This window comes from Teredinibacter turnerae T7901, assembly GCF_000023025.1.
Classification (GTDB): domain Bacteria; phylum Pseudomonadota; class Gammaproteobacteria; order Pseudomonadales; family Cellvibrionaceae; genus Teredinibacter; species Teredinibacter turnerae_B.
Map to the genome: position 1 here is coordinate 2025451 of NC_012997.1, position 25541 is coordinate 2050991.

The window sequence follows — 25541 nt, forward strand, 5'->3', positions numbered from 1 at the left end:
GGCGCGATCAAAGCTGTGTGGTTAAAATTGTTTGGGTGGTGACACTCCGTGCTGTTAATTTGCTTCTGGAAACCAGTGGCGTGTGCGATTTGCCAACGCAACCAGCGACAACATAACAGGTACTTCTACGAGCACGCCAACGACTGTCGCTAGCGCAGCGCCTGACTGCAAACCGAAGAGAGAAATAGCAACGGCAACCGCGAGTTCGAAAAAATTGGACGTGCCGATCATGCAGGCGGGCGCCGCGATTGTATGGGGCAGTTTTAACGCTCGTGCTGCACCGTAGGCCAAAGCAAATATTCCGTAGGTCTGAATTAACAGTGGGATTGCGATCATGAGAATCGACAATGGTTGTGCAATGATCGTTCTTGCCTGGAATCCAAACAGCAATACCACTGTTGCCAGCAAGCCAGTAATCGACACGGGTTTGAGCTTTTCTAGAAAATGGGCGAGTCCGTCTGCATTGTGATTTTTGCTCAGCCAGAAGCGAGTGAAAATACCTGCAACCAGTGGCAAAACTACATACAGCAGCACCGAGACCAACAGTGTGGTCCAAGGTACCGATACATCACTTACGCCAAGTAAAAACGCTGCAATAGGTGCGAACGCAAAGATCATGATAATGTCGTTCGCCGACACTTGCACTAAAGTGTAGTTGGCGTCGCCGCGGGTGAGATGACTCCAGACAAATACCATGGCCGTACAGGGCGCGACGCCGAGCAGAATCATCCCGGCAATATATTCTGTCGCCGTTTCGGGCGCGACCCAATCAGCAAAAAGTACGCGAAAGAAAAGCCAGCCTAAAGCCGCCATAGTAAAGGGTTTTATCGCCCAGTTTATTACCAGTGTGAGTATCAGGCCGCGCGGCTTTTTCCCTATATCCTTGATCGCAGAAAAGTCGACTTGAACCATCATTGGATAAATCATCACCCAAATGAAAACGGCAACCGGGATATTAACGCTGGCAATTTCCAACTCTGCGACGGCGGAAAACAGTGTGGGAAACAGGTTGCCGAGTAATATTCCTGCGCAAATACACAGGCCCACCCATAGGCTGAGGTAGCGTTCAAACGATCCCATTAGTGAACATCCTCGCCAATTTTTAGTAATTCAGTGGACCAGCTTGCGCGCGGGCGATCAGCGAGATTCAGTGCAAGCAATGCGTTAATTCGGTTTTCTATGGTTTGCATCACGGCGAGGAATGCTGCGCGGACGGTCGCTTCATCCGCTTCGATTTTACTGGGGTCGGGCAGCCCCCAATGAACGGTAACACAGTCGCCAAACCAAACCGGGCATGGTTCACTTGCTGCGCTATCGCACACCGTTACCACAATGTCGAGACGTTGGGCGGCAAAATCATTCCACGACTGGCTGTGAAGCCCCTCCGTGCTAATACCCTTTTCCGCTAAATATCGCAGTGAGAGCGGATGCACTTCACCCACGGGCTGACTTCCAGCACTATAAGCTGTTAATTTGCCCCCTGCTAAGTGGTTGGCTATGGCCTCACTGAGAATACTGCGGCAGCGGTTGTGAGTGCATATAAATAAGATGTTCATTAATTTCTCCTGATCGTCTGCCCGTGGCCCAGGTCAGCTGTTTATCGGCAGTCCACTTGTTTTTGTGGCTAAGCGATAAATAAATTAACAGCCTGCCAGGGATTTTTTAAGCTGTTCAAGATCTTTGTCGAGGGCAACTACGGCGTTGTTAAGTACGCCCCGTGCCCATTCCGGAAGTTCTGGATTAATTTGGTAATACACCCACTGACTGCGGCGCTCATCGACGAGGATTCGGCAGTTGCGAAGCTGTGCCAGATGGCGCGAAATTTTTGGCTGGGCCTCATTGAGGGCGGCTATCAGGTCGCACACACACAGTTCCTGTTCTTCGTAGATCAGGCAACAAAGCTTTAGACGGGTGTTGTCAGCGAGGCATTTAAAAAAAACACTGGGGTCCATCGTTAGGTGGTGTCTGCATATATGGATATGCGAATATAGCAATGTTCATTGACTGAAGCAACGACGGCTGAAGTGATTTTAAGGCAAAGGGCGCTACGGTGTTGTAGCACCCGGTTAGCAGGTTATATCGCAGAGCGAGAGGGCGGTAATTGTTGTTTTTTAATCAGATAGAACAGGGCGGGGATCACAATCAATGTCAGCAGCAGTGCGCTGACCATGCCACCGACCATAGGCGCAGCGAGGCGTTGCATCACTTCTGATCCCGTACCGCCACTGTGCATGATGGGCAGTAAGCCTGCGATAGTCGCTCCCGTGGTCATGATGACTGGCCTTACACGCCGTGCAGCACCATCGATAATACGCTCCCGCAGGCTTACGTCGGTTTTCTCCTCTTCGCCTTGTTGCTGCATCGCCTGGTTAAGGTACACGAGCATGATTACGCCAATCTCCACTGCGACCCCGGCAAGTGCGATCATTCCCACTGCAGTGGCAACAGAGAAGTTGAAATCGAGCAGGTACAGCAACCAGATACTGCCCGTCAGCGCCAGCGGTAAGCTCCCCATTATCATGAGAACGTCGCCAATTTTTCGAAAGCTGAAAAACAGGAACGTAAAGATCAGCCCCAGGGTAAGCGGCAAAACATATTGCAGTTTTTGTTTGGCGCGTTGCATATATTCGTACTGCCCAGACCAGCGTAGCGCGTACCCGGGCGGTAAATCGAGTTCGCTTGTTAACAATGCTTCTGCGGTTCGCACGTAGGCGGCTATGTCTTTGCTGCTGGTGTCTATGAAAGTCCAGCCTGTGAGGCGGGCGTTTTCACTCTTTATCACACCTGGGCCGTCTGTAATATGAATTGTTGCAACGTCAGCCAAGGTGATTTGCTGGCGAGACGTCGTTACCAGTGGCAGCGCCTGCAATTTTTCCGGTGTGTCTCGATAGTCCTGTGGGTAACGTAAATTAACCAGATATCGTTCCTGACCCTCCACAGTTTGGGTCACCGACTGACCGCCGACGGCAAACCCGAGGTTTTGCTGGACCTCCTGGATGCTCATCCCAAACCGCGCAGCTTCTGCCCTATTGATATCGATATCGATGTAGCGTGCGCCGGACGTTCTTTCGCTATAAACGGAGGTGGTATCGGGGAGCTGTTGTAGCAGCTGCTCTATACGTTCACCTATGGACTGAATCACGGTTAGGTCTGGCCCGGTTATTTTAATTCCGAGCGGCGTTTTGATACCGGTCGCTAACATATCGATGCGGGTTTTAATTGGCATCACCCAGGCGTTGGTAATTCCGGGAAGTTTTACTCGGCGATCCAATTCCTGTTTCAGCTTTTCCGTGGTCATGCCCTGTCGCCATTCGCTTCTTGGTTTGAGCTGAATGAAGGTTTCGATCATTGTCAATGGGGCGGGATCGGTCGCAGTTTCTGCGCGACCGATTTTTCCGAATACCGTTGCGACTTCGGGCATTCCAGAAATCAGCTTGTCCGTTTGTTGCAGTATTTGTCGAGCCTCACCGATTGATATGGCGGGATAGGTCGTCGGCATATACATTAAATCCCCCTCATCCAGAGGCGGAATAAACTCACTGCCAATTCGGTTGAGTGGCCAGATGGCGCTGAGCGTAAGTAAAAGCCCAAGCGCGATAACGAGTATCGGCCCGCGTAGTGCAATGCTTAATATCGCGCGGTAACTGTTGACCATCCAGCGGTTTAAAGGGTTGCGTGATTCAGCCAAAATTCGGCCACGGACGAAATAACCCATCAGCACTGGAACCAAGGTGATGGCGAGGATGGCCGCTGCAGCCATGGCGTATGTTTTGGTAAACGCAAGTGGGCTGAACATACGTCCTTCCTGGGCTTCCAGAGAAAACACCGGCACAAAGCTGACGGTAATAATTAGCAGGCTAAAAAAGAGGGGCGCCCCCACCTCCGAGGCGGCCTTAGTCACGATCTGCCATCGGTTGCTGGCGTCGATCGTTGTGCGCTCCATGTGCTTGTGCATGTTTTCAATCATCACAATTGCGCCGTCAATCATCGCTCCAATGGCGATAGCGATGCCGCCGAGCGACATGATGTTCGCGTTGATTCCTTGAAAATACATGACGATAAATGCGCAGAGCACGCCGAGGGGCAGAGTAACAATAGCCACCAGCGCAGACCGGATATGTAGTAAAAAGACAATGCATACAATGGCCACCACCAGGAATTCTTCTCCCAGCTTTTGCCAGAGATTGCGGATCGCGTTTTCGATAAGTTGTGAGCGGTCGTAGACGGTTACGACTTCCACACCTTCAGGCAGGCTTTTTTCAAGTGAACGCAAACGGGATTTAACCGCGGCGATAGTGGCCTTGGCGTTTTCACCGGATCGCATAACAATGATACCGCCGACGGATTCGCCTTCCCCATTTAACTCAGCGAGCCCCCGTCGCATTTCCGGGCCAATTCCAATGGTGGCGACATCACGCAACAGTAGCGGTACGCCACGTTCGTTTACGCCTAACGGGATCAAGCCAATATCCTCTATGTTTTTGAGATAGCCAGTTGCCCTTACCATATATTCCGCTTCCGACAGCTCCAGTACCGAGGCGCCAACCTCCTGATTCGCCTGCCGGAGCGCGTTGGCAATGTGTGCAATCGGAATTCGGTGAGCTCGTAGCTTTTGTGGGTCGACAGTTACTTGGTATTGCTTGACCATACCACCAACGGTTGCCACTTCACTGACGCCTGGCGTGGTTTGTAACTCATATTTCAAAAACCAGTCTTGCAGGCTGCGCAGTTCGCCCAGGGTATGGTTGCCATGGGGATCACGCAGTGCGTAGATATAGACCCACCCGACGCCGGTTGCGTCCGGTCCGAGGGCCGGTGTTGCGCCCGCAGGGAGCTGTGGCGCCGCCTGGCTTAAATACTCTTGAACTCGACTACGAGCCCAGTACAAGTCTGTTTTATCCTCGAATATCACGTAAATATAGGAGTCGCCGAAAAACGAGAAACCACGAACGGTTTTGGCTCCGGGCACAGAGAGGAGTGCGGTGCTGAGAGGGTAGGTGACTTGGTCTTGAACCACTTGGGGTGATTGTCCCGGGTACCGGGTTTTTACAATCACCTGTACGTCAGACAAATCAGGAATCGCATCGACGGGGGTATGGCGCACAGCATAGAGGCCTAGCCCCGTTAAAAATAGGGCGAGTAACAACACCAGCCCTCGATTTAATACAGACCAATGAATTATTTGATTAATCATGGCGTCACCCCGTGCAGGTGGTCAACCAAACTGATCGCGGTTATTTCCCAATCTGTATCCCCGGTTTGACGAATTTGAATTTGGATGCGCTGCCCTTGCTCCAGTGTGGATAAATCCGTGTCTGCGGTGACGGGAAACATCATCGTCATCACTGGCCAATCCCAGTCGGGAATGGGGTCATGAGTCACTTTGAGCATTCCCATATCGGCCATAACACTTTCGACTGTCGCCGCTACACTCACTGCTCTGGGTGGCTCGTTGTCCTGGTGCATGCGTTTAAAATCGGAGTTTTTACTAGACTCGGAATCCAGGAGGAATTGCGCCGCTGTAACAACTTTGTCGCCGTCATCTAACCCATGGGTAATTTCCGTAAACTCGTCAGTGATTCGCCCGAGTGACACAGTGATGGATTTGTAGCGCCCGTCACCGAGCGCTAACACCACGCGATTTTGGTGGCCAGTGCGAATCACCGCATTGTTTGGAACCGTGAGTGTTGCCGTGTCGGTCGTACCCCGAATGTGTAAGTTCGCATACATGCCGGGTTTGAGTAGGCGCCGCGTATTGGGTAGTTCGATACGCGCGCGAAGCGTGCGGTTCTGAGGGTCGATTTCGGGGTAAACGTAGCTGATTTCCCCGGTCCAGGACAGGTTTGGAAATGCGGCTATGGTAATGTCCACCGCTTGCCCTGTTTCGACAAGCGCGGCCTGCTGCGCGAAAATCTCTGCTTCCAGCCAAATATCATTAAGCTGGCCGATGCTCATCATGGTGGTGCCGGGCTGTACATAAAACCCCTCACGAATTGCCAGCTTATTGACGACACCATCAACAGGCGCATAGAAAGTAACGGTCTGGCGTACCTCCTTTGATTTTCTCAACTGCTGAATAAAACGCTCGTCCACTTTCAGCGCGCGCAGTCTTTCTTCAGAAGCCCGCGTGAGATTGCTATCTTTGCGGCGAAGGGCCAGCACATACTCTTCCTGGGCGTTGACTAGCTGGGGAGAATATAGCGAGTAAAGCGGTTTGTTTGCGGCGACGGCTTCCCCGGCGGCACGGATATAGAGTTTGTCCACCCAGCCGGCAACCCGGGGGTGAATATGTATTAAGCGCTCTTCGTTGTAGCGCAGCTCACCATAGGTATAAATATCTGCGGGCAATTCACGGCGTTCGGCGACTGCGGTGGTCACGCCCAGCGAATTGACGACTTCTGGGGATATGCTCACCAGGCCGGGCTCGTCTTGTTCCGCGTAGACGGGAACAAGGTCCATCCCCATCGGAGATTTTCCCGGCGAATCGCGCCGATAATTTGGATCCATCGGGGCGACCCAATACAGGGGTGTATCACTTCCTGCTGGCAGGTCGGTTGCGTTGTCTTGATTAGTGATCTTAGGTGCTATGGCGATACCACCTAACAGGCCAGCGAGCGCGCCGGCTAAAATTAGTGCAAGTGCTTTTGTCATGACTTGATGATCCTGAAAATGGATACCCGAAAGCTGCATCAATAAGTTATTGATTGCTGCAGTGTGTGCGTTCTACAGACGCAATTAGGGTGTTTCAGGCGAAAATCGGAGGGCGAAATGGATTTTCTGAGCGAGTTACTATGGGTTTTGTCCCGCTAACAAGCGCGCACTCGGTTAGTTGGTCGTCCAGGTAGGTGGCGGGTGCGGTAGAGAGTAGAGGCATCACATGACAGCTGGGCATTGGGCAGTGGTTGTGCCCTTTGCAGCAGTCGCTATCGTCGTCAGTATGATGTTCGTTCAGGTTCGGCTCAGTCGTGCCCATCTGGCTGTGGCAGCTTGGAGCAGACGACACAATGGCGGCTTCGGCGGTTGCTTTCATCGGACACGCGCCCGCTCCAACCCAAAGGGTTTGGAGTACGTAAAAAGCTACCAAAGCGAGAGTGGCGAATTTCATCGGTCAGTTGGAATTTGTAATACATGCCAAAGATGAGTCGGTTTAGCGTGAAGGATACCGCGCGTAGCGAAAACTGCAAGCCTTAAACACCATCTATAAATGGCAGCTTGATCGACATTAATGAAACTTTGGGGGACTATAAATATTGCTGAATGTATACAACTTGCGAAACTTTTCATTTTTTTGCAATCTAAATGTGACGCAAGTGGCTTCTTTGCAGTGATGTTCGCTAGGCGCAATTGGCAAGCTTAATTACTCGGTTGGCGTATTTTACTTCTTTTTTGGCGGTAATAAGCGTTATTCGATAATCAAAGCACGACATCGCCCTCTGAGCCATCTTCGTCTAGCAGTTGAGGCGTCTCCATTGATCAACCGCAATACAAAACGCTTTGTAAGAGCCTGTTGGTATCCGAAGGCCGAGTTGTTTACTAAAGTCTTTTAAATGTCACCGATCAGAATGGGCTAAATTATGGAAACTCGATCAACAGCAAAAATGGCTCCTGTAGAAAAAGGTGCCATTCCCGAACGTACGCAACTAGGTGAAAGTCATGAGGCTTACTATGAACATCTGCGTTCTGCCGTTAATAAAGTACGGCGCTACACCGGATGTTTAAAGGTTGTTTGGGCTGATTTTAGCGTCAGTCATTCCACTCGTGAAAAGCCTGTCGTCTATGTGAGATATGAAGCAGCAGGCGAACAACAAGCCAAGACACGTACTAAGTACTTCCCCATCGATGAGTTAGATTTGCACTAGTTCCGACTCATCGTTCTGCGGCAGGTTGCACCTCCATAATCTAAAGGGGGCAACCTGCCTGTTTTCGACGGCCTAGTCGCAAACTTCTACTTCCTCTAGTACCGCCACGCGCTCTTGCTCGACTGCGAAAGTGGGCTTTTCACTCCAGCTGATTACTGAATTTCTCTCGCTCTGTGCGCTAACAGGTGGAAGTCGTTTGTAGTACTCGTAAGTATTTCTACCGCTATGCGCACTCGCGTTTGCTATTCCTGCCCAGTCTCGCAACATTAAAGCCATGTGCTCTTGCAGTGTATTTGGTGAATAGGTACCGCCTTTTTGCGAGATGAAAAGTGGACAGTCGGATGTGATATTTTCCCCCTTGTCCAGGCGCAATTTAATGTAGTCTTGCAGCGCGCGAACCAGCTGCTCGTTGTCGAGCTTAATGTGACGTTCGTTTTCGGAATTTTCTGCTTTTGCAGGGTAAAAATCTTCCGGCTTTATTTTCTCGCCGAGTCGCACTCTGTTCTCGATTTGCTTGACGATTTCGTGAAAATCATCTGGCGCAAAACTGAGGTTTTGCCTTTTGAGTTTGGATTTTTTGCTTTTCTTGTGAGCTTCTATTCTGGCGTTATCCAGCAGCAGATTTTCATTAAGCGAAAATTCACGGCTCCCGTTACCTAATGTAACTGCATCTTTTACTTTAAGTAGCGCGATTTCTGTTGGGCGCAATCCAATTTTAAAACTTAGCAGCATAATCGCCAGGTTTTTCTCTGGGTGACGGTGTTTGGCAATTGTTTCGAACAAGTGTTCTTGTTCGGAGGGGGATAAAACTTTAGCGCGTCCAGGGTTGTGCATAGGGTCCTCTGTTATCTTTCTTTTAATCCGTCGTGTTAATTTATACGGATTAAATACGGAAAAAATTCGGCTCTATCGTGGAGCGACCTTGATGTGCGCATAGATACCTCTGACGCTGATTCAAGCGAGTGGCGCGTAAAACATTTTTTGGCTCGCTTGATTTTAAAGGTGCGCAAACTATAGGTGATTCGTGTTGCATTAATTTTTCATTTTTATCGGTTTTGTTGGGGCAGGCAGTTTAATTGTGAATGAGAGTGTTGTTAAGTTTTTCTTGTGGGTGAGGGTGTATAAATTTGTGAAGCTGTCGATGTTTTCGAGTTGCGTTCTAAAAAAAAGTTTTTTTATTTTTTGGAAATTTATCTTCGGCTGGTGTAAGGTGCGCACCTAATGCTACATGCGGTTTTTTGTTCAGTAATAACGGCACCATTTTATATTTCAATTGTTAAGTTTATTGGTGCTGGGGTGGCTGGGATACCGTTGATAGTAAGTCTGTTTGTGGGCATAAGCTGCCCAGCGGATTCTTCATTGAACGGTAATAATATCCCGTTAGCATGCGCCTCGCTTTCAGGGGGTGCGCGTATCTCTGATGTTCAGATGGATGTGAAGTAAGGAAAGCTAAGGATAAGAACGACTCTAAAAAACCAATATAAATTATGGCTGCCGGTAATTTTGTCGCGAGGATTCTAGTCCCGCGTACCGGAATTCCCATATTGGTTATTTGCCAGCTCGTGAGGCTGTCTGCCATTTCTCTAGCTGGTTGGCGGTAAATGCCGCGACTCGAATTTCAAGAAGGTAATCGGTGAAGGTTTGGCTGCAGTTCATGGCTGCGGTGAGGCTTTCTATTGCCTGTAAAAAGTTGTTTTTAATATAAAAACTGAAATTTGCCTAGATTAAGTCGGTCGTAAAAAACAGTGTGTAAATCACCAGGGGCTATGATGGATATCGCAATTATCGGTGTGGCGTGCAAGCTTCCCCAAGCCGAAACGTTGGAACAATTTTGGGAAAATCTGATCGCCAAAAAGGCATCTATAAGCGAGATACCCGCGTTTCGTTGGGATTGGAAAGCCTACTGGGGTGACCCCAAAAAAGAGCGCAACAAGAGCCTGAGTAAGTGGGCTGGGTTCGTGGATGGCGTCGATAAATTCGATGCGCAATTTTTTGGCTTGTTGCCGAAAGTGGTCGCCACCATGGACCCACAACAGCGCGTGGCGCTTGAGTTGGCGTGGGCCTGCCTAGAAGACGCAGGAATCGCCGCGACAAGCCTTCGTGGCTCAAGCACGGGCGTTTTTTGTGGCGTCTTTAATCATGATTATAAAGAGCTACAGGAAAGTCAGGATTTAAGCGTAGAGGCCCATCATTCCACTGGCACCGCTTCCACAATATTGGCCAACCGTATTTCCCATTTTTTCGATTTCAAGGGCCCGAGCTTTCCGATCGATACCGCTTGCTCGGGGTCTCTCAACGCGATTCACAGCGCAATTCAGGCAATCGAATTTGGCGATTGCGAAATGGCGATTGCTGGCGGTGTTAATTTTATTCTCACGCCCACTCGCCATATATCCTTTTCTAAAATGGGAATGCTTTCTCCTACAGGCCGATGTAATACGTTTGATGCGTCTGCCGATGGCTATGTGCGTGGCGAAGGAGCGGCTTTTTTATTGCTTAAGCCAGTGGAGAAGGCTATTGCAGATGGTGACCGTATCCACGGCGTTATCAAAGGCAGCGCGGTCAACCACTGCGGTGAAACCTACACTTTGACTTACCCGAGCCCGGACGCACAAGCCGAGGTAATTTGCGCTGCTCACAGGCGTGCGCAGGTACCGTTGGACACAGTTAACTATATCGAAACCCATGGCACCGGCACACCGAAAGGCGACCCAATTGAGATCGAGGGCTTGCGCAAAGCATACCAGACACTAGCCGCTGAGCAGGGTCTGGCGCTTGAAAATCTCACATGTTTTCTTGGCGCAGTAAAAACAAATATTGGTCATCTTGAGGCGGCTGCAGGTATTGCTGGCATTCTCAAAGTGCTTGCTTCTTTCAAGCATGAGACTTTAGCGCCGCTGCACAATTATACTTCGTTAAATCCGCGAATTGATTTATCGGGCTCGCCATTCAAAATTCTGCAGGATCAGCAACCCTGGTCACACAGCGATAGAAAAAATGCGAAATCGCCGTTGCGCGCGGGCGTATCCTCGTTTGGTTTTGGTGGCACCAATGCGCATATAGTGCTCGAGCAGCCGCCGAAATTGAAGCCGATGCGTAAGTTGGCCAGCAGCCCCCAGCTTATAGTGCTTTCCGCTAAAAGCCAGTCGAGTCTCGAAGGAATTAAGCGCCAACTTAAGCAATGGCTGGCGAGTTGCGAAAACGAATACCGGTTACTAGATATCGCGGCGACTTTGTCTGTTGGTCGTGATCACCACACTATTCGCAGTGCCTATATTGTTGACGATCTGGATGCGCTACTCGCTGCATTGACTGATGATTTGGGCGGTGGCGACAACTGTACTTCGATAATTAATCTAGATGATGCACAAGCAATAGCAAAGGCGACCGAAGAGTCGATTGAGCTTATTGCAAACATTGCATCCTCCAGCAAAAAATCTGTTCCTGCGGAAAGCTTAAGCGCGTTGCGAGATGTGTATTTGCGCGGTGCAAATATTGCGTTTTCAAAACTACACGAGCGTGCCAAATGGGTCCGCACCGCGTTGCCAACCTATGCTTTTGATCAGCAATCCTATTGGTTGGGGGAGGGCGAAAGCCAGGTGTCGCGAGCAGGTGCAATGCTGCATCCGCTTGTGCACGAAAACACTTCTAACCTTGATGAGCAGCGTTATACAAGTTTGTTCACGGGGCGTGAATTTTTCCTCCGGGATCACCAGGTACAAGGAAAGAAAATACTTCCCGCCGCTGCCTATCTGGAAATGGCATGCGACACACTCGTACGCGCGTCCGAGCTGGACTTAGATACCCAGCAACTGAGCATTGAGTTGCGCGATGTCGTATTTCTGCGCCCGTTTATCAGCAACGACCTAGCGGCTAGTGTGCAGTTTAAATTGTTTCCTACACCGCCAGGGTTTCGTGTTCCAGAACCTCTAACAAGTGTCAGCTTTGAAGTCGTCAGCGGATTCGAGTCTGGGGTGGTCGACACCAACTGCGAAGGCGAAGCTGCAATTATCGAGCAAGTCAATGAGCAGCTTGAGGTTGATGAAAACTTCGCTTCTGTTTCCCCCATTGAGTCAGATGCGGTTTACCAGTTTTTGACCGACTGTGGATTTGGCTACGGTATTACCCATCAATCTATCGCCAGCTATCGCGTAAATGACGGCGCAGCACTTGTTGAATTGGTTCTGCCTCCGGCAGCAGAAAAAACAGCGCAACAATTTCGTTTGCACCCATCCTTATTGGACGGGGCACTTCAGGCTGCAGTTTCTCTTCTCTCTGGTTTGGGAGGCGACAAGGCCGCTGAGAGTACTGTACTCCCGTTTGCCATTGACGAATTGGTGCTCAATGGCAGGCTTGAGAGTCGGTGCTTTGCTTTAGTGGAAGCCCACGCTGCAGGTGAAGCTACAAATACAATTAAAGTCGACATAGCGCTTTTCAACGAAGAACCTGGGGCTGGAAGTGTATTACCAGTAGTGCGGATTAGCGGTCTGAATTGTCGCGAGCTCGTTAGATCGACAGCACCGAGTGCGGCTGACGGTGATGCCCCGGCGCTGGAGTCGGTTGCACACAGTCTGGCCGAACCGAATCTGGTTTCTGACAATGACAGCTACTATGCGCCTTACTGGGATCTGGTCGACACGCCTTCAGTGAACGCTGATAAGTCGGTTGTGTTATTGGTTGCTGAACACGCCGAGTGTGAAACCGCGCTTGCACAGCTGCGTGAGTCCTCACTGTTTGATGGTGTTCGCTGGGCATCTCTCGGTCTGGGCGCTGATTTTGCCACCTTACCCAATAATCATTTCACTGCGCAGGGTACTCAGCTAGATCAATTGGAGCAGGTGTTTGCGAGCTTAAAAGCGCAATCCTTATTGCCAGAAAGAGTACTGTTCCTGCATCACGTTACCGCCGTGTCGGATTTCTCCGCCGCGAGTTTGAATGACGCCACGTTATTAGCGGAAACTCTCTTTTGCGTGGTTAAGGCGGCATTTAAGCCGGTTCGTAAGTTGCGCTTTGTCAGTGTCGCTGCAGGGAACTACCGAGACGGCAGCCCGTTGGTCCAAGGGTTGAGCGGCTTCTATAAGACCATACGCCTTGAGAAGCCCACCTACAGCGGTCGGACTGTGTTGCTGGAATCATTGGATTTCACAGACAAAAGTATCCAGCAGCAAATCGTTAATGAGCTGTATGTGGACGATCAACGCGTTGATCTCGCGTACGCGCAAAACCAGCGGTTTGCGCGAGAATTTTATCGCTTTAACGAATACGCATCACTCGACAAGCTTAGTGCGGAGCCATCTCACATCGGCTTTAAGAAGGGGGGGGCGTATATCATAACCGGTGGGCTGGGGGCTTTGGGGCTGCTGGTTGCGGGTTATTTGTTGGAAACTTATAGCGCAAAGGTTTATCTCACCGGGCGCTCGCCACTAAAAGACGGCCGTTTGGATGGGCTGCGGGAAAAATGCACAGATGGCGCTGAGGTGAGTTATCTGCAGGGGGATGCGGCAGATTTTGACGCAGTTTGTCGTTGGGTCGAATCAATCAACGCCGATGGCCATGGCGTTAACGGAATTATTCATTCCGCCGGCGTCATTGAAGATAATTTCATCATTAAAAAATCGTTGGATGCGTTTCAACGAGTGCTTGGGCCAAAGGTGCGGGGTACATTAGCGCTGGATCTGGCCACCAAAGATCAGCCGCTGGACGTCTTTGTTCTGTTTTCATCGGTTACCGGAATCTTTGGGAATCTCGGGCAGTGCGATTACGGGTACGGCAACGCATTTGAGGATTGCTTCAGTCGCTATCGCAACCGCATGTCCGTCAATGGCGAGCGGTCCGGCATTGCTGTTTCACTTAACTGGCCTTACTGGAAAGATGGTGGAATGCAGCTCGGTGAAAAGGAAGAAGAAATCCTTTTCAAAAATTTTGGTATCACACCGCTTTCCAACCCGTCAGGACTCGCTGCGCTCGATTTTGCAGTTACCAATGCAATACCGCAAATGGCCGTGCTCGAAGGTGATCAATCCCGAGTATGTGAAGTGCTTGGGGTTAAAAACGCACATCAGAGCGCAATTGCCACGACCCAAGCCAAAACCGTGTCCGGCGCTCAGGGTACAGCAAGTAAAGAAGATGTTTTTGGTTTCTTGCGTAAAGTTTTCGCAGCGGAGCTAAAACTGCCCGAAGATCGTTTTGATCTCAATAGTAGTTTCCAAGCGTTTGGTTTCGACTCGGTTGTGATGATCGATATGGTTAACGCATTGGAAAAAACCTTTGCAGGACTGCCGCGCACCTTATTTTTCGAATACCAAAATCTAAATGATTTGTCTGATTTTATTCTTGCGGAATACGGGGCGCAGTTTGGCGGCGAGACTTCAGCCCCAACGACAGCGCCAACGCAGCAGGTTGCAGCTCTAGCGAAAGTACCGCCAGTAAAATCACGATTTGCATCACAACACTTATCCAGTGGCGCGGCACCTTCCACACCGCAAGATCGCGATGTGGCTATCGTCGGTATGTCTGGGCGGTTTCCTCAGGCCGAAAACCCTGCCAAATTTTGGGAGAACCTCAAGGCGGGTGTCGATTGTGTCACTGAAATTCCAGCGGAACGTGGCTGGAATATGGAGCGCTTCTTTTTAGAAGGTACGCCGCAAAACGGTTTCACGTATAGCAAGTGGGGCGGCTTTATCAACAAAGTCGATGAATTCGATCCACTATTTTTCAGCATTTCACCAAAAGAAGCCGCAGAAATGGATCCGCATGAGCGGCTGTTTTTGGAAACTGTCGCCCAGGCGATTGCGGATTCGGGTTACCGACCTGAATTGCTGGCACCCGCACGCGGTATATACGACAGCCCGGTAGGTGTTTACGCTGGCATTATGTGGGGCGACTACAACCTGTATGGGATTGAAGACAACGCACCGAGCGAGCGCGCCACGCCGCATTCCTATTACTGGGCGGTCGCCAACCGTATTTCTTATCAGTTTAATTTTTCCGGGCCCAGCATCACGATAGATACCGCCTGTTCCTCTTCGTTAACTGCAATTCATTTGGCGATTGATGCGCTGCACAAGGGTGAGATCGACGCAGGTGTTGCTGGTGGTGTGAACCTCTCACTCCACCCTGCAAAATATACGCTGCTGTCCAACCGACGTTTTATGTCGAGCGATGGTCGCTGTCGCAGTTTCGGTGTAGGCGGTGATGGTTATGTGCCTGCGGAGGCGGTCGGTGCGGTTATTCTCAAGCGCAAGGTCGACGCTCTCCGCGATGGAGATAACATCTATGCAATTATAAAAAGCACAGCGATTAACCACGGTGGCCGCACCAGTGGCTTTACGGTGCCAAACCCGAATCGTCAGGCGGCCTTGATTAAAGATGCAATTCAATCCGCTGGCATTAATCCTCGTCAAATCAGTTATGTCGAGGCCCATGGTACCGGCACCAGTCTTGGTGATCCGATTGAGGTGGCAGGTTTAACCAAGGCGTTTGAACAGACTGACACACAGTATTGCGCTTTGGGGTCGGCAAAATCGAATCTTGGCCACGCAGAAGCGGCGGCTGGGGTCACCGGTCTTATCAAAATACTGTTGCAGCTACAGCACAAAAAAATCGCGCCTTCATTGCACTCGGCGGAATTAAATCCATACGCAAAAATCGAGACCAGCCCGTTCGTTGTACAACAAACACTCGGCGACTGGGAGAGCCCCAATGGTGAGCCTCGTCTCGCAGCGCTTAGCTCCTTTGGCGCCGGTGGTGCGAATGGCCATTTGATATTGCAGGAATACGTCGAGCAGCGCAGCTTTACGGTAGACAATAAACCCCAGCTGATAATGGTTTCTGCCCGCAACGAAAAAACACTGCGAATGCTCACCGCTGAACTTGCAGAAAGAGTTGCGAACGAGCCGGGCTTTACACTCGAACAAATTGCCCACACGCTTCACATGGGGCGACTCGATCTTGATTATGGATTAGCATTTATTGCAACCACTATTGCTGATCTTTCGGAGAAGCTGAACGCGTTTTCGGCAAACCGAGAAGCGCCTGGCTCGTGGTGGGGAAAACGAGATCGAAAATTTGCCTGGCAAGGAGAGCTGGATTCACTTTCGGCCAGCGATGCAATTAACAACCGCAATTTAATCTCCCTTACACGCCAATGGCTAACCGGCAATGAAATTAATTGGTCCGGATTATACCCGAATCTGGTTAAGCGAATTTCGTTGCCCGGGTACACGTTTGAAAAATCCAGCTATTGGATAGAACATGCTCCCTTCGATGGCACTACGTCGTCGGTCGCCTGTTTGTCGCCATTGATCGATAGAAATATATCGACTTTTGATGAACAGCTATTTGAAAAGTGGTTGCAGCCATCAGCCAGCTATTTGCGCGATCACAAGGTGGGCGATAGCAGTGTATTGCCGGGCGTGGCCTATCTCGAAATGGTATTAGAAGCGGCGCAACAGGCAACTGATAGTGAAATCCTAGGATTCAGTAACGTCCAGTGGCTTAAGCCAATTATCGTCGATACTGATGAGACGGTTATTGTTAAAACCGGCCTCTACATCGATAACCACGGAGTCGAGTTTGAAATATTCACTGGCGACGACGAACGGGAAATAGTGTGTACCGGCCGCCTGTTAATTGCTGGTTTGTGCGATGCATCCGAAGCACGCAAGTTTGATGCGGCAATAGATAAGCCTGACTACAGCGCGCTCGAAGCACGCGGCACTAAAATAGAGTATGCGGATATTAATACCGCATTTGCTCAGTTGGGCTTTAATTTTGGAGCCAGTTTTCAGGTCATAGAAACGCTGCATTATTCTGCAACCGAAGTGCTCGGTACCGTTGTTCCCAAAGCGGAAGCCGTCGGCGTTTACACGCTAACACCCGCATTAATGGACGGTGCAATTCGAGTCGCTATCGCGGTTGGGGGGTTCGCTATTGGCAAGGGTATGCCGCTGCCTGTCGCGGTAGAGCAAATTATTCTACGAAAACCTGTAACCGGATTGTGCCGTGTTCACGCCCGTTTGCAGCAGGGCAGTTTGCAAGATCATCGCCGAAGCTACGATGTAGATATACGGGATGCCCGCGGTGAGTTACTAGTTTGTTTGAAAGGTTTTACGGTGCAAAACGTTGCCCGGCTTGCGGGTACTAAAACCAAGCCTTCATCTGCGCGAAAAAATGCCAGCACCATGGCTGCGCTCAAAAAGCCTGAGCCTGCGCCGGTTGTACATCAAGCTCCCATTGTCGCTACACCACAAGTTAGTGATAAGCCTGATCTGGTCGCGTTTCTCACCACCTTGGTCGCCGGCGCGACTCAAATGTCGGAATCGCAGATCGACCCTGATGACATGCTGGAAAAATATGGCATAGACTCGGTAATGATCATGTCGATGAATGAGCGCTTGCGTGAAAAATTCGGCGATGATATTCCTCAAACGTTGTTTTTTGAATATCAGCGTATCAGCGAACTCAAAGAGTTTTTCGAAGAAAACTACAGCGAGCATTTTTCCGGTTCGGCTCCGACAATCGCTACGCCCGTACCCTCAGCGGTGCAGGCGTCTGTCAGTGTCCAGTCCGCAGAGGTTGCCAATGGAGAAGTTTCTCCTAATGCTGGAGATGCCCTGTCCATCGTGACGGATTTCCTCCGCAAGGCGTTGGCGGAAACTACGAAAATGCCAGAGCCGGATATTGATATAGACACCCCGCTGGAAAAGTATGGTGTCGACTCTGTTCTCATCATGTCGATGAATGAAAAAATGGAAGCGGTGTTTGGCGAAGACGTGCCCAAGACACTGTTCTACGAATTCCAGGATTTGGCGGGAATCGCTGAGTATTTTACGGAAAACCACGCTGCGGATATTAGCGCCAAGCTCTCACCCGGAACCGGAACTCAGATCCCCCAGGCCGTGGTTGTAGCGTCGCCAGTGGTCGCGACCGAGGCGGTTTCTACACCGGTTGCGGAAGAGGTTGACGGGGGCGCTGGCAATCAATTCGAGCAAGCGATATTACGTGCTGAGTCGTTGCTAAAACTCTTCGCGGGAGAGCTTGGCTGCACAGTAACAGACACTGTGCTTGACACACCGCTTCGCGACCTTGGTCTGGATGCGGTTGCAGCCATGCGTATTGATGCAGGTCTTGAAGCGCTCTTCCCCGATGCTCCCCAGCATAAAATATTTAAATTTTCTACGCTCAGAAACTGTATTACCGCAGTAGGCGGTGTATTGCCGGACTCTGAATCTGACGATCCCATGTCGCCAGGCCAGGATAATCTCCAGCCGGCCGCCAAGTTGCCTCAACAACCAAGAACGCCGCAGCGACGTGGTCGTGGCGGACATCGGTTTGGCGGTGTTGCGGTTCAGGAAAATATTGCCATCATCGGCTTATCTGGCCGTTATCCCCAAGCCGACAACTTGGACGACTATTGGCGCAATCTGGCAGAAGGTCGCGATTGTATCGTCGAAGTGCCGAGAGATCGTTGGGATTTTAATGCGCACTTCAGTGAAGACCGCACAGAAAAAGGCAAGGTATACAGCAAATGGGGTGGCTTCCTCGGTGCGGTAGATCAGTTCGATCCAGACTTTTTCAGAATTACTCAGCGTGAAGCTGAGAAAATGGATCCGCAGGAACGTTTATTTCTGGAGACCTCCTGGCAGTGTCTTGAGGATGCAGGCATTCCACGGGCAAATCTATCGCAATATACCGTTGGTGTTTTCGTTGGCGTGATGTGGGGGCTATACGAACACACGGACGTTTCTGAACAGCAGTTGCAATATGGCAAGCCGGCGTCATCGTTCTCGTCAATTGCGAACCGCGTTTCTTATACCTTTGATTTACACGGCCCGAGCATGGCGCTGGACACTATGTGCTCTTCGTCGCTCACGGCACTACAAGTGGCATGTCAACACATTCACAACAACGCCTGTGATATAGCCATCGCCGGTGGCGTTAACCTGGCAACGCACAAGTTAAAATACGAGTTGCTTGCCCAGGAGCAATTCCTGTCGAGTGATGGTCGCTGCCGCTCTTTTGGTGAAGGGGGCACAGGCTATGTTCCAGGTGAAGGTGTTGGCGCTGTTCTGCTTAAACCATTAAGCAAAGCGATTGAAGCAGGCGATCAGGTCTATGGTGTGATCCATGCGACAGCACTCAATCACGGTGGAAAAACAAATGGCTATACCGTTCCCAGCCAGAAAGCCCAGACGGCCGTTATTAAATCCGCCCTAGCTCAAGCTAATTGGGATATTTCCTCAATTTCTTATATCGAAGCGCACGGTACAGGTACGTCACTGGGCGATCCCATTGAGGTGGCGGGGTTAACGCGTGCACTGAAGGATCATGCGGGTGGGAATATTCCGGACAGTTACCGATGTATACTTGGCTCCGTTAAAAGTAATATCGGGCACCTCGAATCAGCTGCCGGCATTGCTGCACTCACAAAAATACTGTTGCAGTTCAAACACAACAAGATTGCGCCTTCACTGCATTCATCTGAGCTGAATAAAAATATTAATTTTTCTGGAACTCCGCTGGAGGTGCCACAAGAATTGCTGCCGTGGGAGAGCGATGGCGTTGTTCCGCGTCGCGCTGGGATCAGTTCATTTGGCGCGGGCGGCTCAAATGCGCACGTGTTGGTTGAAGAATTTATTCATGAACCTGTTAGCCTGCAAAATGCTGATAGGCCTGTCCTATTCCTGTTGTCTGCGGACGATTATCCGCGTCTGCAAGCTTATGCCAATACAGTTGTGAGCTGGCTGGCGAAGCAAAATGATCGAACTCCGGAATTTTTGCATCGTTTAGCGTACAGCTCTCAAATCGGTCGCGACCAACTGGCCGTACGTCTGGTGGTGGTTACTCATTCCTGGAGCGAGTTGCTGGATGCGTTAAATTGTTTCCTGAACGAGCAAGAGCACAAGGCGCTAAAAACACAAAACGCCCTGCACGGACAGGACTTGAATAAAATAATTGATGCTGACGAGCGCCGCGAACTGCTGGACAGCATTATTGCCAAGTCGCAGGTTGACCGATTAGCGATGGCCTGGGTGTCTTCGTTAGATGTGGATTGGCAATCGCTAACTGTTCATCTTTTCCCTGAAGTCTCTACACTGGGTACGCGCTACCTGCGCAAGGTTTCGTTCCCTGCGAAGCCATTTCTCGATCAGAGGGTATGGGTCGAAGTCGCTAATAGTGAGGTCAGCAATGACGCAGGCTTACATCCTTTGGTCGACAAAAACTGTTCAACGCTGTTTACACAGCGTTTTAAGAAAACGTTTTTGGGGACCGAGTTTTATCTCTCCGATCACATTGTAAATACCGGTGAACCGCGGGTGATACTGCCAGGGGTTGCCTACCTGGAAATTGCGCGTGCCTGCGCGGAGCAGAGCATGGGAGGCGAGTACCGGGTCGCGACTATTCAAAATTTATTATGGGCACAGCCCATCGAAATCCGTGGAAAAGCGGAAGACGTAGACATTGTGATGACAGCAGGCGATGACTCGTTGAATTTCACGATCGCGAATGCCGCTGATAACACACACGTGTATTGCGATGGCGAAGTGAGCTTTGTCGAAGCGAACGTGGTTTTGGAAGATGAATGGCTGGACCTCACCGCGTTAAAAAATGCTGCTCATTTAGAAGAGCACCACGATGCTATTTATAGCGAATTTGCCGAGATGGGTTTCGCTTATGGTGACAGTTATCGCGTTACCCAAAAACGGTACCGCATCGGCGACAGGCAAGCACTTGCAGAATTAGTTTTACCTGACGCCTTTAAAGGATCGTTGGTCGATTTTGTGTTGCATCCCTGTTTGATGGATGCGGCAGTAAGAACCGGGCTTGCCGCAGATTTTCCTGCAGGACAGATGCCTTCCCATCCAATAGTACCTTTTGGTGTTGAGCAGGTGGACGTGCGCCACCCTTTGCCACAAAAATGTTTTGCGTACGCAACACTCGCGGACGACTCTCAGCCCGGCGCTGAGATGAAAAAGTATCAAATAGTCGTTACCGACGAAGCGGGCAAAGTGCTGGTGAAGCTACATAATTTCACCGCTCGCTCATTCGTGAAAGGTTCTTCCAGCTCAACCAGTATTTTTGAATATCGCTGGCAACCTGCGCCTTTGGATGCACAGCTCAATTCAACCGTTGAGTCCCTTCTTTCCGTTGGTTTTGAGGCGGGTCAGGCTGGTGAATTGACGTCGGCATATTCCGGTACTTTTACGCATTTGGCGTTTTCCGGGATCACCGAAATGGATAACGATCAGGATAACTGGTTTGCGGCATGTGACGAAGAGTCAATTACCGATGTGCTGAACCAGTTGGAAAATTATCGTGGATTACCGACGGCGATTTTGTTTAATGCAGATGGGCTTGAGTCGGATGATTCAGTCCAAGCCCCGCTGTTGCGCCTTGCGCTTTTGATACAAGTCCTAGAAAAGGTGCATCCGCTGCGCAGCTGCAAAATTGTCGTTTGCTACAGTATCCGAAACGATGTCGCCACCTGCATAGGCGAAGCAGCCGCAGGCTTTGCTAAATCACTCTTGTCGGTAAATCACCGCTTCCGGTTGGTTACGGTGGGTGCTGAGACTGATGCTTCTGGCCTGCAACCTTCACTCTTTTATATCCAGGAGGCGGGCTATACAGCGAATAATGCCGATGAAGTCCAGTATCTTCAGGGGGAGCGACGCGTGCGCCGATTGTACTCAGCGTCGCCTAGCTCTCAACGAAACCTGCCACTCGAACAAGGCGGCTGCTATTTAATAACCGGAGGGTTGGGTAAACTCGGATTGCTATTCGCGCGTTATTTAGCAAAACATTATGGTGCGAACATTGTACTCACGGGTCGTTCCGCCATGAATGACAATGCGCTGAAATCGCTGGTTGAATTGCAGCAGCTCGGTGCCAGCGCAACCTATTTCCCTGCTGATATAAGTGATCCGCATGCGACGAAAAGGCTGGTTGATCATTGCGTTAAAACCTACGGCAAGCTCGACGGTGTAATTCACAGTGCTGGGGTCGCAGATTCAAAAAATCTACTTCAGCAGTCAATGTCTGACTTTGCTCGAATTATGGAGCCTAAGATTGCAGGCACCATTGCGTTGGACCAGGCTACAGCTGGCGAAAGCTTGAAATTCTTCGTCGTGTTTTCTTCCATTTCCGCGCTTGTTGGGGATCTTGGCTCAGGTAGCTATGCCTGTGCGAACAGATTCCTTGACGCCTATATCGCGTTACGTGCGCAACGAGCGAGCGATCGCGGGTTGTCAATCAATTGGCCGTTGTGGAATGAGGGTGGAATGGAAATTCCTGAGGAGCAACGTGCGTTTTTCGACTTTAGCGGCATACAACCTCTGGATGAGCAACAGGGGCTGGAAGCCTTCGAATCAATGCTCAGCCTGCCACACGCGAACCTCTTAGTCGCTTCCGGAGAAATCCAGAAATTACAACAGTATCTAAGGGTGGCGGATGCGCTGCCAGAGGTGCATAGCAAAGCGGTAACTGAAACTCTAATTTCGACTGATAGAGAACCTGCCGCGGCAATGACTTTGCTGACCGCGCCCGCCGACAATCCCAAACCACAGATTGCCACACCTGATGGAGCGTCTATGTCTGGAAGTCCTGGAAGCGCGTTGTTTGATTTTCTGCGTGATCACGTGGTTACCGTAACTCGAATCGCCGTTGAAAAAGTTGACAACCATACCCGTTTTGAAGGCTTTGGTATGGACTCAGTCATGCTCATGGAATTGCAAAATAATTTGCAAAAGCAATTTAATAAGTTGCCGAAAACCGTATTGTTCGAGCACGACACCCTGGCGAAACTAGCGGAATTCCTCGAAAAAAATTATAGCACTGAGCTCACCAACCTATTGGGCTTGCCAGAGAGTAGCGAGTCGACAGCGCACGCTGCTCCTGTGCCCGCGAGCACTGCCGCGAAGCCGTCATCGACCATGCGAGCAATTTTGCCCCCTGCGGCTAAGTTCTCCGTGAAGATGCCAGTGAAGAGCGGTTTGCTCGGCAATGGCGGACGGGCTGGTGTGAGTGGTGATATTGCGATCATCGGCATCGGAGCCCGCTTTCCTGGTGCTGAAACATTAGCCGAGTTTTGGCAAGTGCTCGCGTCCGGTAAGAGCACCATTAGCGCGATACCAGAATCCCGCTGGCCTGCATCAGCCTATTACGCGTCGCGAGTCGACAAGGTGGTTAATAAAGCGGTTAGTAAATGGGGCAGTTTCATTGATGGTCTCGATGAATTTGATCACGAATTTTTCAAGATCCCTTTGGATGATGCTTGCAAACTTGACCCGCAAATTAAGTTAATGTTGGAGTCGACATGGGCGGCACTCGAAGACGCCGCTTACACACCAGATACACTCAACATCGACCGCGTCGGCGTGTTTGTTGGTTCGATGAGCGACGATTTTTCCCGCGTTGTTGCGGATGGTTGGAATAGCAAACAGCGCTACTTTGGCCCAGGTGCAGTGGGAAGTGAATTGTCGAATCGACTATCGTATTTTTTCGATTTTCATGGTCCGAGCATGTCGATTCAAACTGCGTGCTCTTCGTCGGCTACGGCCATTCATTTAGCGCGCAACGCTTTGCTCGTGCAGGAATGTCGGTACGCAATTGCTGGTGGTGTTAACGTGAGCTTGCACCCCAGTAAATACCTTATGTTGCAAGATATGAAAGTGCTCTCACCCACCGGTAGAGAGGCGGCTTTTGACGAACATGCCAATGGCCTGGTGCCGAGTGAAGGTGCCGGTGTAGTGCTACTCAAGAGACTGGAGGATGCTGCCGCTGACGGGGACTATATATACGGTGTACTGAAGAGCAGCCAAGTAAGCCATGCCGGGGTAGGCGCCGGGCAGTTTTTACCGAATCTGCGTGATATGGCAAACACTGCCGCAGAAGCGATTCGTATTGCCGGCTTGAGTGGTGACAACATTTCTTACATCGAATGTCATGGCACGGGCACTGAGCTGGGCGACCCGATTGAGCTAAAAGCGATGGAAATGGCGCTGCAACAGACGTCGCAAAAACGCAACTTCTGCGCACTGGGTACTAAAGCTAACCTGGGCCATATGGAAGCTGCATCTGCTGTATGTTCACTAATAAAAGTGTTGCTCAGTATGCAACACCAATCCATTCCCCCATGCGCCAATCTCAAGCAGACGAATACTGTTTATGAGGAAGAAAACTCTCCCTTCGTGTTACCGCGTGAATTGAAGTCCTGGGCGAAGGATAGCGTCTACTACGCTGGCATAAATTCCTTCGGAATGGGCGGTTCAAATGCATTTCTGGTTGTTGGCTCTGCACCCGAGGTTGTCGGCGAAACGACACAAAATGGCTCCAGCTATCCTGTGCTTGTGTCTGCTGCAACGCAGGAGCAGCTTCGCGATTACGTGGAGAAACTGCGTGTTTTCGCTGAGGAGAACATCGACATCAATATCGCCAGCTTCGCCTACAGCACACAAGTAGGCCGCGTTGCGATGCGGCATCGACTGGTGTTTGTAGTGGATTCGCTGGTTATGTTTCATCAAAAAGCTGCTGCTTGGCTGGAAAACCCCTCATTGGAGCAGTCAGGTGTTGTTGCAGGCGAGCCAGGTAATAAAAAAGCAGCATCTATTGCCGCTCTTGTCGCAAATCAGTCTGGCAATACCTATCTGGATAGTCTTCTGAACGAAAAAAATTATCCAACTTTGGCGGCGTTATGGACGATGGGCGCGAGCATAGATTGGCGCAAGCTCTACCAGGGACAAAAACCCGTACGTGTCTCAATTCCAGGTTATCCGTGGCACCGGGAAAATACCTCCATATCGCTATTGACGGGTACTTTGCCATTTGCGGAGTTGGATGTGTCTGAAGAATCCGGCTTGCCAGAGGATGAAAATGTTATTACCGGTACCTGGTTTAACGTTGATAAATCTACTATTGATATTGCGTCTCTGCTCGTCGGCAAAGAAGAAGAGTGGGGCGATCAAATTTTTGCGAATGACAATTGGAAGTCGGATTACTGGGCGGATGCAATTAGTTCTTTCCAGTTTATTGAATTCGATAAAAACAACGTCGAGCCGGTAACGGAAAGCTTTTCATTGACGTTGTCTGATGAGCAGTTGTCGCTGTTACAGGCGTTCTCACATAAGTACGAAATAGAACTGGAAACACTTGTTCTCGCTGGCTGGAGTTTATTTCTCTCTAGAGCGGGAAAACAAAAGGTGTGTCAGTTTGCACAAAGCAGTCAGTCCAATGGCGTTAATTTTCTATTGCCCTTCCGAGTCGGTTGCGTAGTGCGACAACGTGCCCATGAGTGGCTTAGATCGATCCAAACAGAACGTATGATCAAGCATGTGGCGAGCGATGCATTAACGTTGAGTCTGGGTGAGCATAAATACCATAGCTTGTGTACATCGATGGTTTCCTTTGGAAAGCGTGAGATGGTTAAGGCACTTTTAACCGAACTTAAATTGGCCGCTGCAATAGATGTAACAGTTTCTGACAATAATGTGGAATTGCAAATACACACCCAGCAGGCAGGCTATCTGGAAAGCTCCGCTGAAAATATTGCTCACTATGTTACGGGTTTTATGGCCGGGTTGGCTTCTGCACCTGATCGCAATCCAGCGGCGCTACCCATGCAATTGCCCACAGAAAATAAGTCGAAGAATTTACTTCGTGTATTGGATTCTGAAGGAGATCGGTAGG

The 25541-nt window shown here is 50.3% G+C and carries 9 protein-coding genes; 2 read left to right on the forward strand and 7 right to left on the reverse strand.

Annotated elements, in window-relative coordinates:
* Positions 1-54 precede the first annotated feature (54 nt).
* The 6 genes from arsB to TERTU_RS08850 all read right to left on the reverse strand — a co-directional run bounded on the left by arsB (position 55) and on the right by TERTU_RS08850 (position 7030).
* Positions 55-1080, reverse strand: a complete 1026-nt coding sequence (arsB, locus tag TERTU_RS08825) for an ACR3 family arsenite efflux transporter (protein ID WP_015820339.1) — start codon at positions 1078-1080, stop codon at positions 55-57.
* Positions 1080-1556: an arsenate reductase ArsC gene (locus TERTU_RS08830; protein ID WP_015817443.1), complete on the reverse strand. Its 477-nt coding sequence runs from the start codon at positions 1554-1556 to the stop codon at positions 1080-1082. The genes arsB and TERTU_RS08830 overlap by 1 nt, the downstream gene beginning before the upstream one ends.
* Before the next feature lie 84 nt (positions 1557-1640).
* On the reverse strand, positions 1641-1952 hold the full coding sequence (locus tag TERTU_RS08835) for a metalloregulator ArsR/SmtB family transcription factor (RefSeq protein WP_019601738.1): 312 nt from the start codon (positions 1950-1952) through the stop codon (positions 1641-1643).
* Between the two features lie 122 nt (positions 1953-2074).
* On the reverse strand, positions 2075-5194 hold the full coding sequence (locus TERTU_RS08840) for an efflux RND transporter permease subunit (protein ID WP_015818370.1): 3120 nt from the start codon (positions 5192-5194) through the stop codon (positions 2075-2077).
* On the reverse strand, positions 5191-6690 hold the full coding sequence (locus TERTU_RS08845) for an efflux RND transporter periplasmic adaptor subunit (RefSeq protein WP_041590148.1): 1500 nt from the start codon (positions 6688-6690) through the stop codon (positions 5191-5193). Before TERTU_RS08845 ends, TERTU_RS08840 begins: the two co-directional genes overlap by 4 nt.
* 55 nt (positions 6691-6745) lie before the next feature.
* Complete coding sequence (locus TERTU_RS08850) at positions 6746-7030, reverse strand: hypothetical protein (RefSeq protein WP_041590149.1); 285 nt, start codon at positions 7028-7030, stop codon at positions 6746-6748.
* Between the two features lie 544 nt (positions 7031-7574).
* Between TERTU_RS08850 and TERTU_RS21745 the strand changes: the two genes are divergently transcribed.
* Positions 7575-7859, forward strand: a complete 285-nt coding sequence (locus tag TERTU_RS21745) for a hypothetical protein (protein WP_143876282.1) — start codon at positions 7575-7577, stop codon at positions 7857-7859.
* 72 nt (positions 7860-7931) lie between these two features.
* On the opposite strand, the gene TERTU_RS08855 is transcribed toward TERTU_RS21745, so the two are convergent.
* Positions 7932-8693 carry a site-specific integrase gene (locus TERTU_RS08855; protein ID WP_015820449.1) on the reverse strand — a complete coding sequence of 254 codons (762 nt, stop codon included), beginning with the start codon at positions 8691-8693 and terminating at the stop codon, positions 7932-7934.
* Between the two features lie 932 nt (positions 8694-9625).
* On the opposite strand from TERTU_RS08855, the gene TERTU_RS08860 reads away from it, so the two are divergent.
* Entirely contained in the window at positions 9626-25540 is a 15915-nt protein-coding gene (locus tag TERTU_RS08860) for an SDR family NAD(P)-dependent oxidoreductase (protein ID WP_228378294.1), read from the forward strand.
* Position 25541 lies beyond the last annotated feature (1 nt).

Bases quoted from the DNA above. Each gene is read 5' to 3' on its own strand.
- arsB (WP_015820339.1), bottom strand. From the start codon at position 1,080: ATGGGATCGTTTGAACGCTACCTCAGCCTATGGGTGGGCCTGTGTATT.
- TERTU_RS08830 (WP_015817443.1), bottom strand. From the start codon at position 1,556: ATGAACATCTTATTTATATGCACTCACAACCGCTGCCGCAGTATTCTC.
- TERTU_RS08835 (WP_019601738.1), bottom strand. From the start codon at position 1,952: ATGGACCCCAGTGTTTTTTTTAAATGCCTCGCTGACAACACCCGTCTA.
- TERTU_RS08840 (WP_015818370.1), bottom strand. From the start codon at position 5,194: ATGATTAATCAAATAATTCATTGGTCTGTATTAAATCGAGGGCTGGTG.
- TERTU_RS08845 (WP_041590148.1), bottom strand. From the start codon at position 6,690: ATGCAGCTTTCGGGTATCCATTTTCAGGATCATCAAGTCATGACAAAA.
- TERTU_RS08850 (WP_041590149.1), bottom strand. From the start codon at position 7,030: ATGAAAGCAACCGCCGAAGCCGCCATTGTGTCGTCTGCTCCAAGCTGC.
- TERTU_RS21745 (WP_143876282.1), top strand. From the start codon at position 7,575: ATGGAAACTCGATCAACAGCAAAAATGGCTCCTGTAGAAAAAGGTGCC.
- TERTU_RS08855 (WP_015820449.1), bottom strand. From the start codon at position 8,693: ATGCACAACCCTGGACGCGCTAAAGTTTTATCCCCCTCCGAACAAGAA.
- TERTU_RS08860 (WP_228378294.1), top strand. From the start codon at position 9,626: ATGATGGATATCGCAATTATCGGTGTGGCGTGCAAGCTTCCCCAAGCC.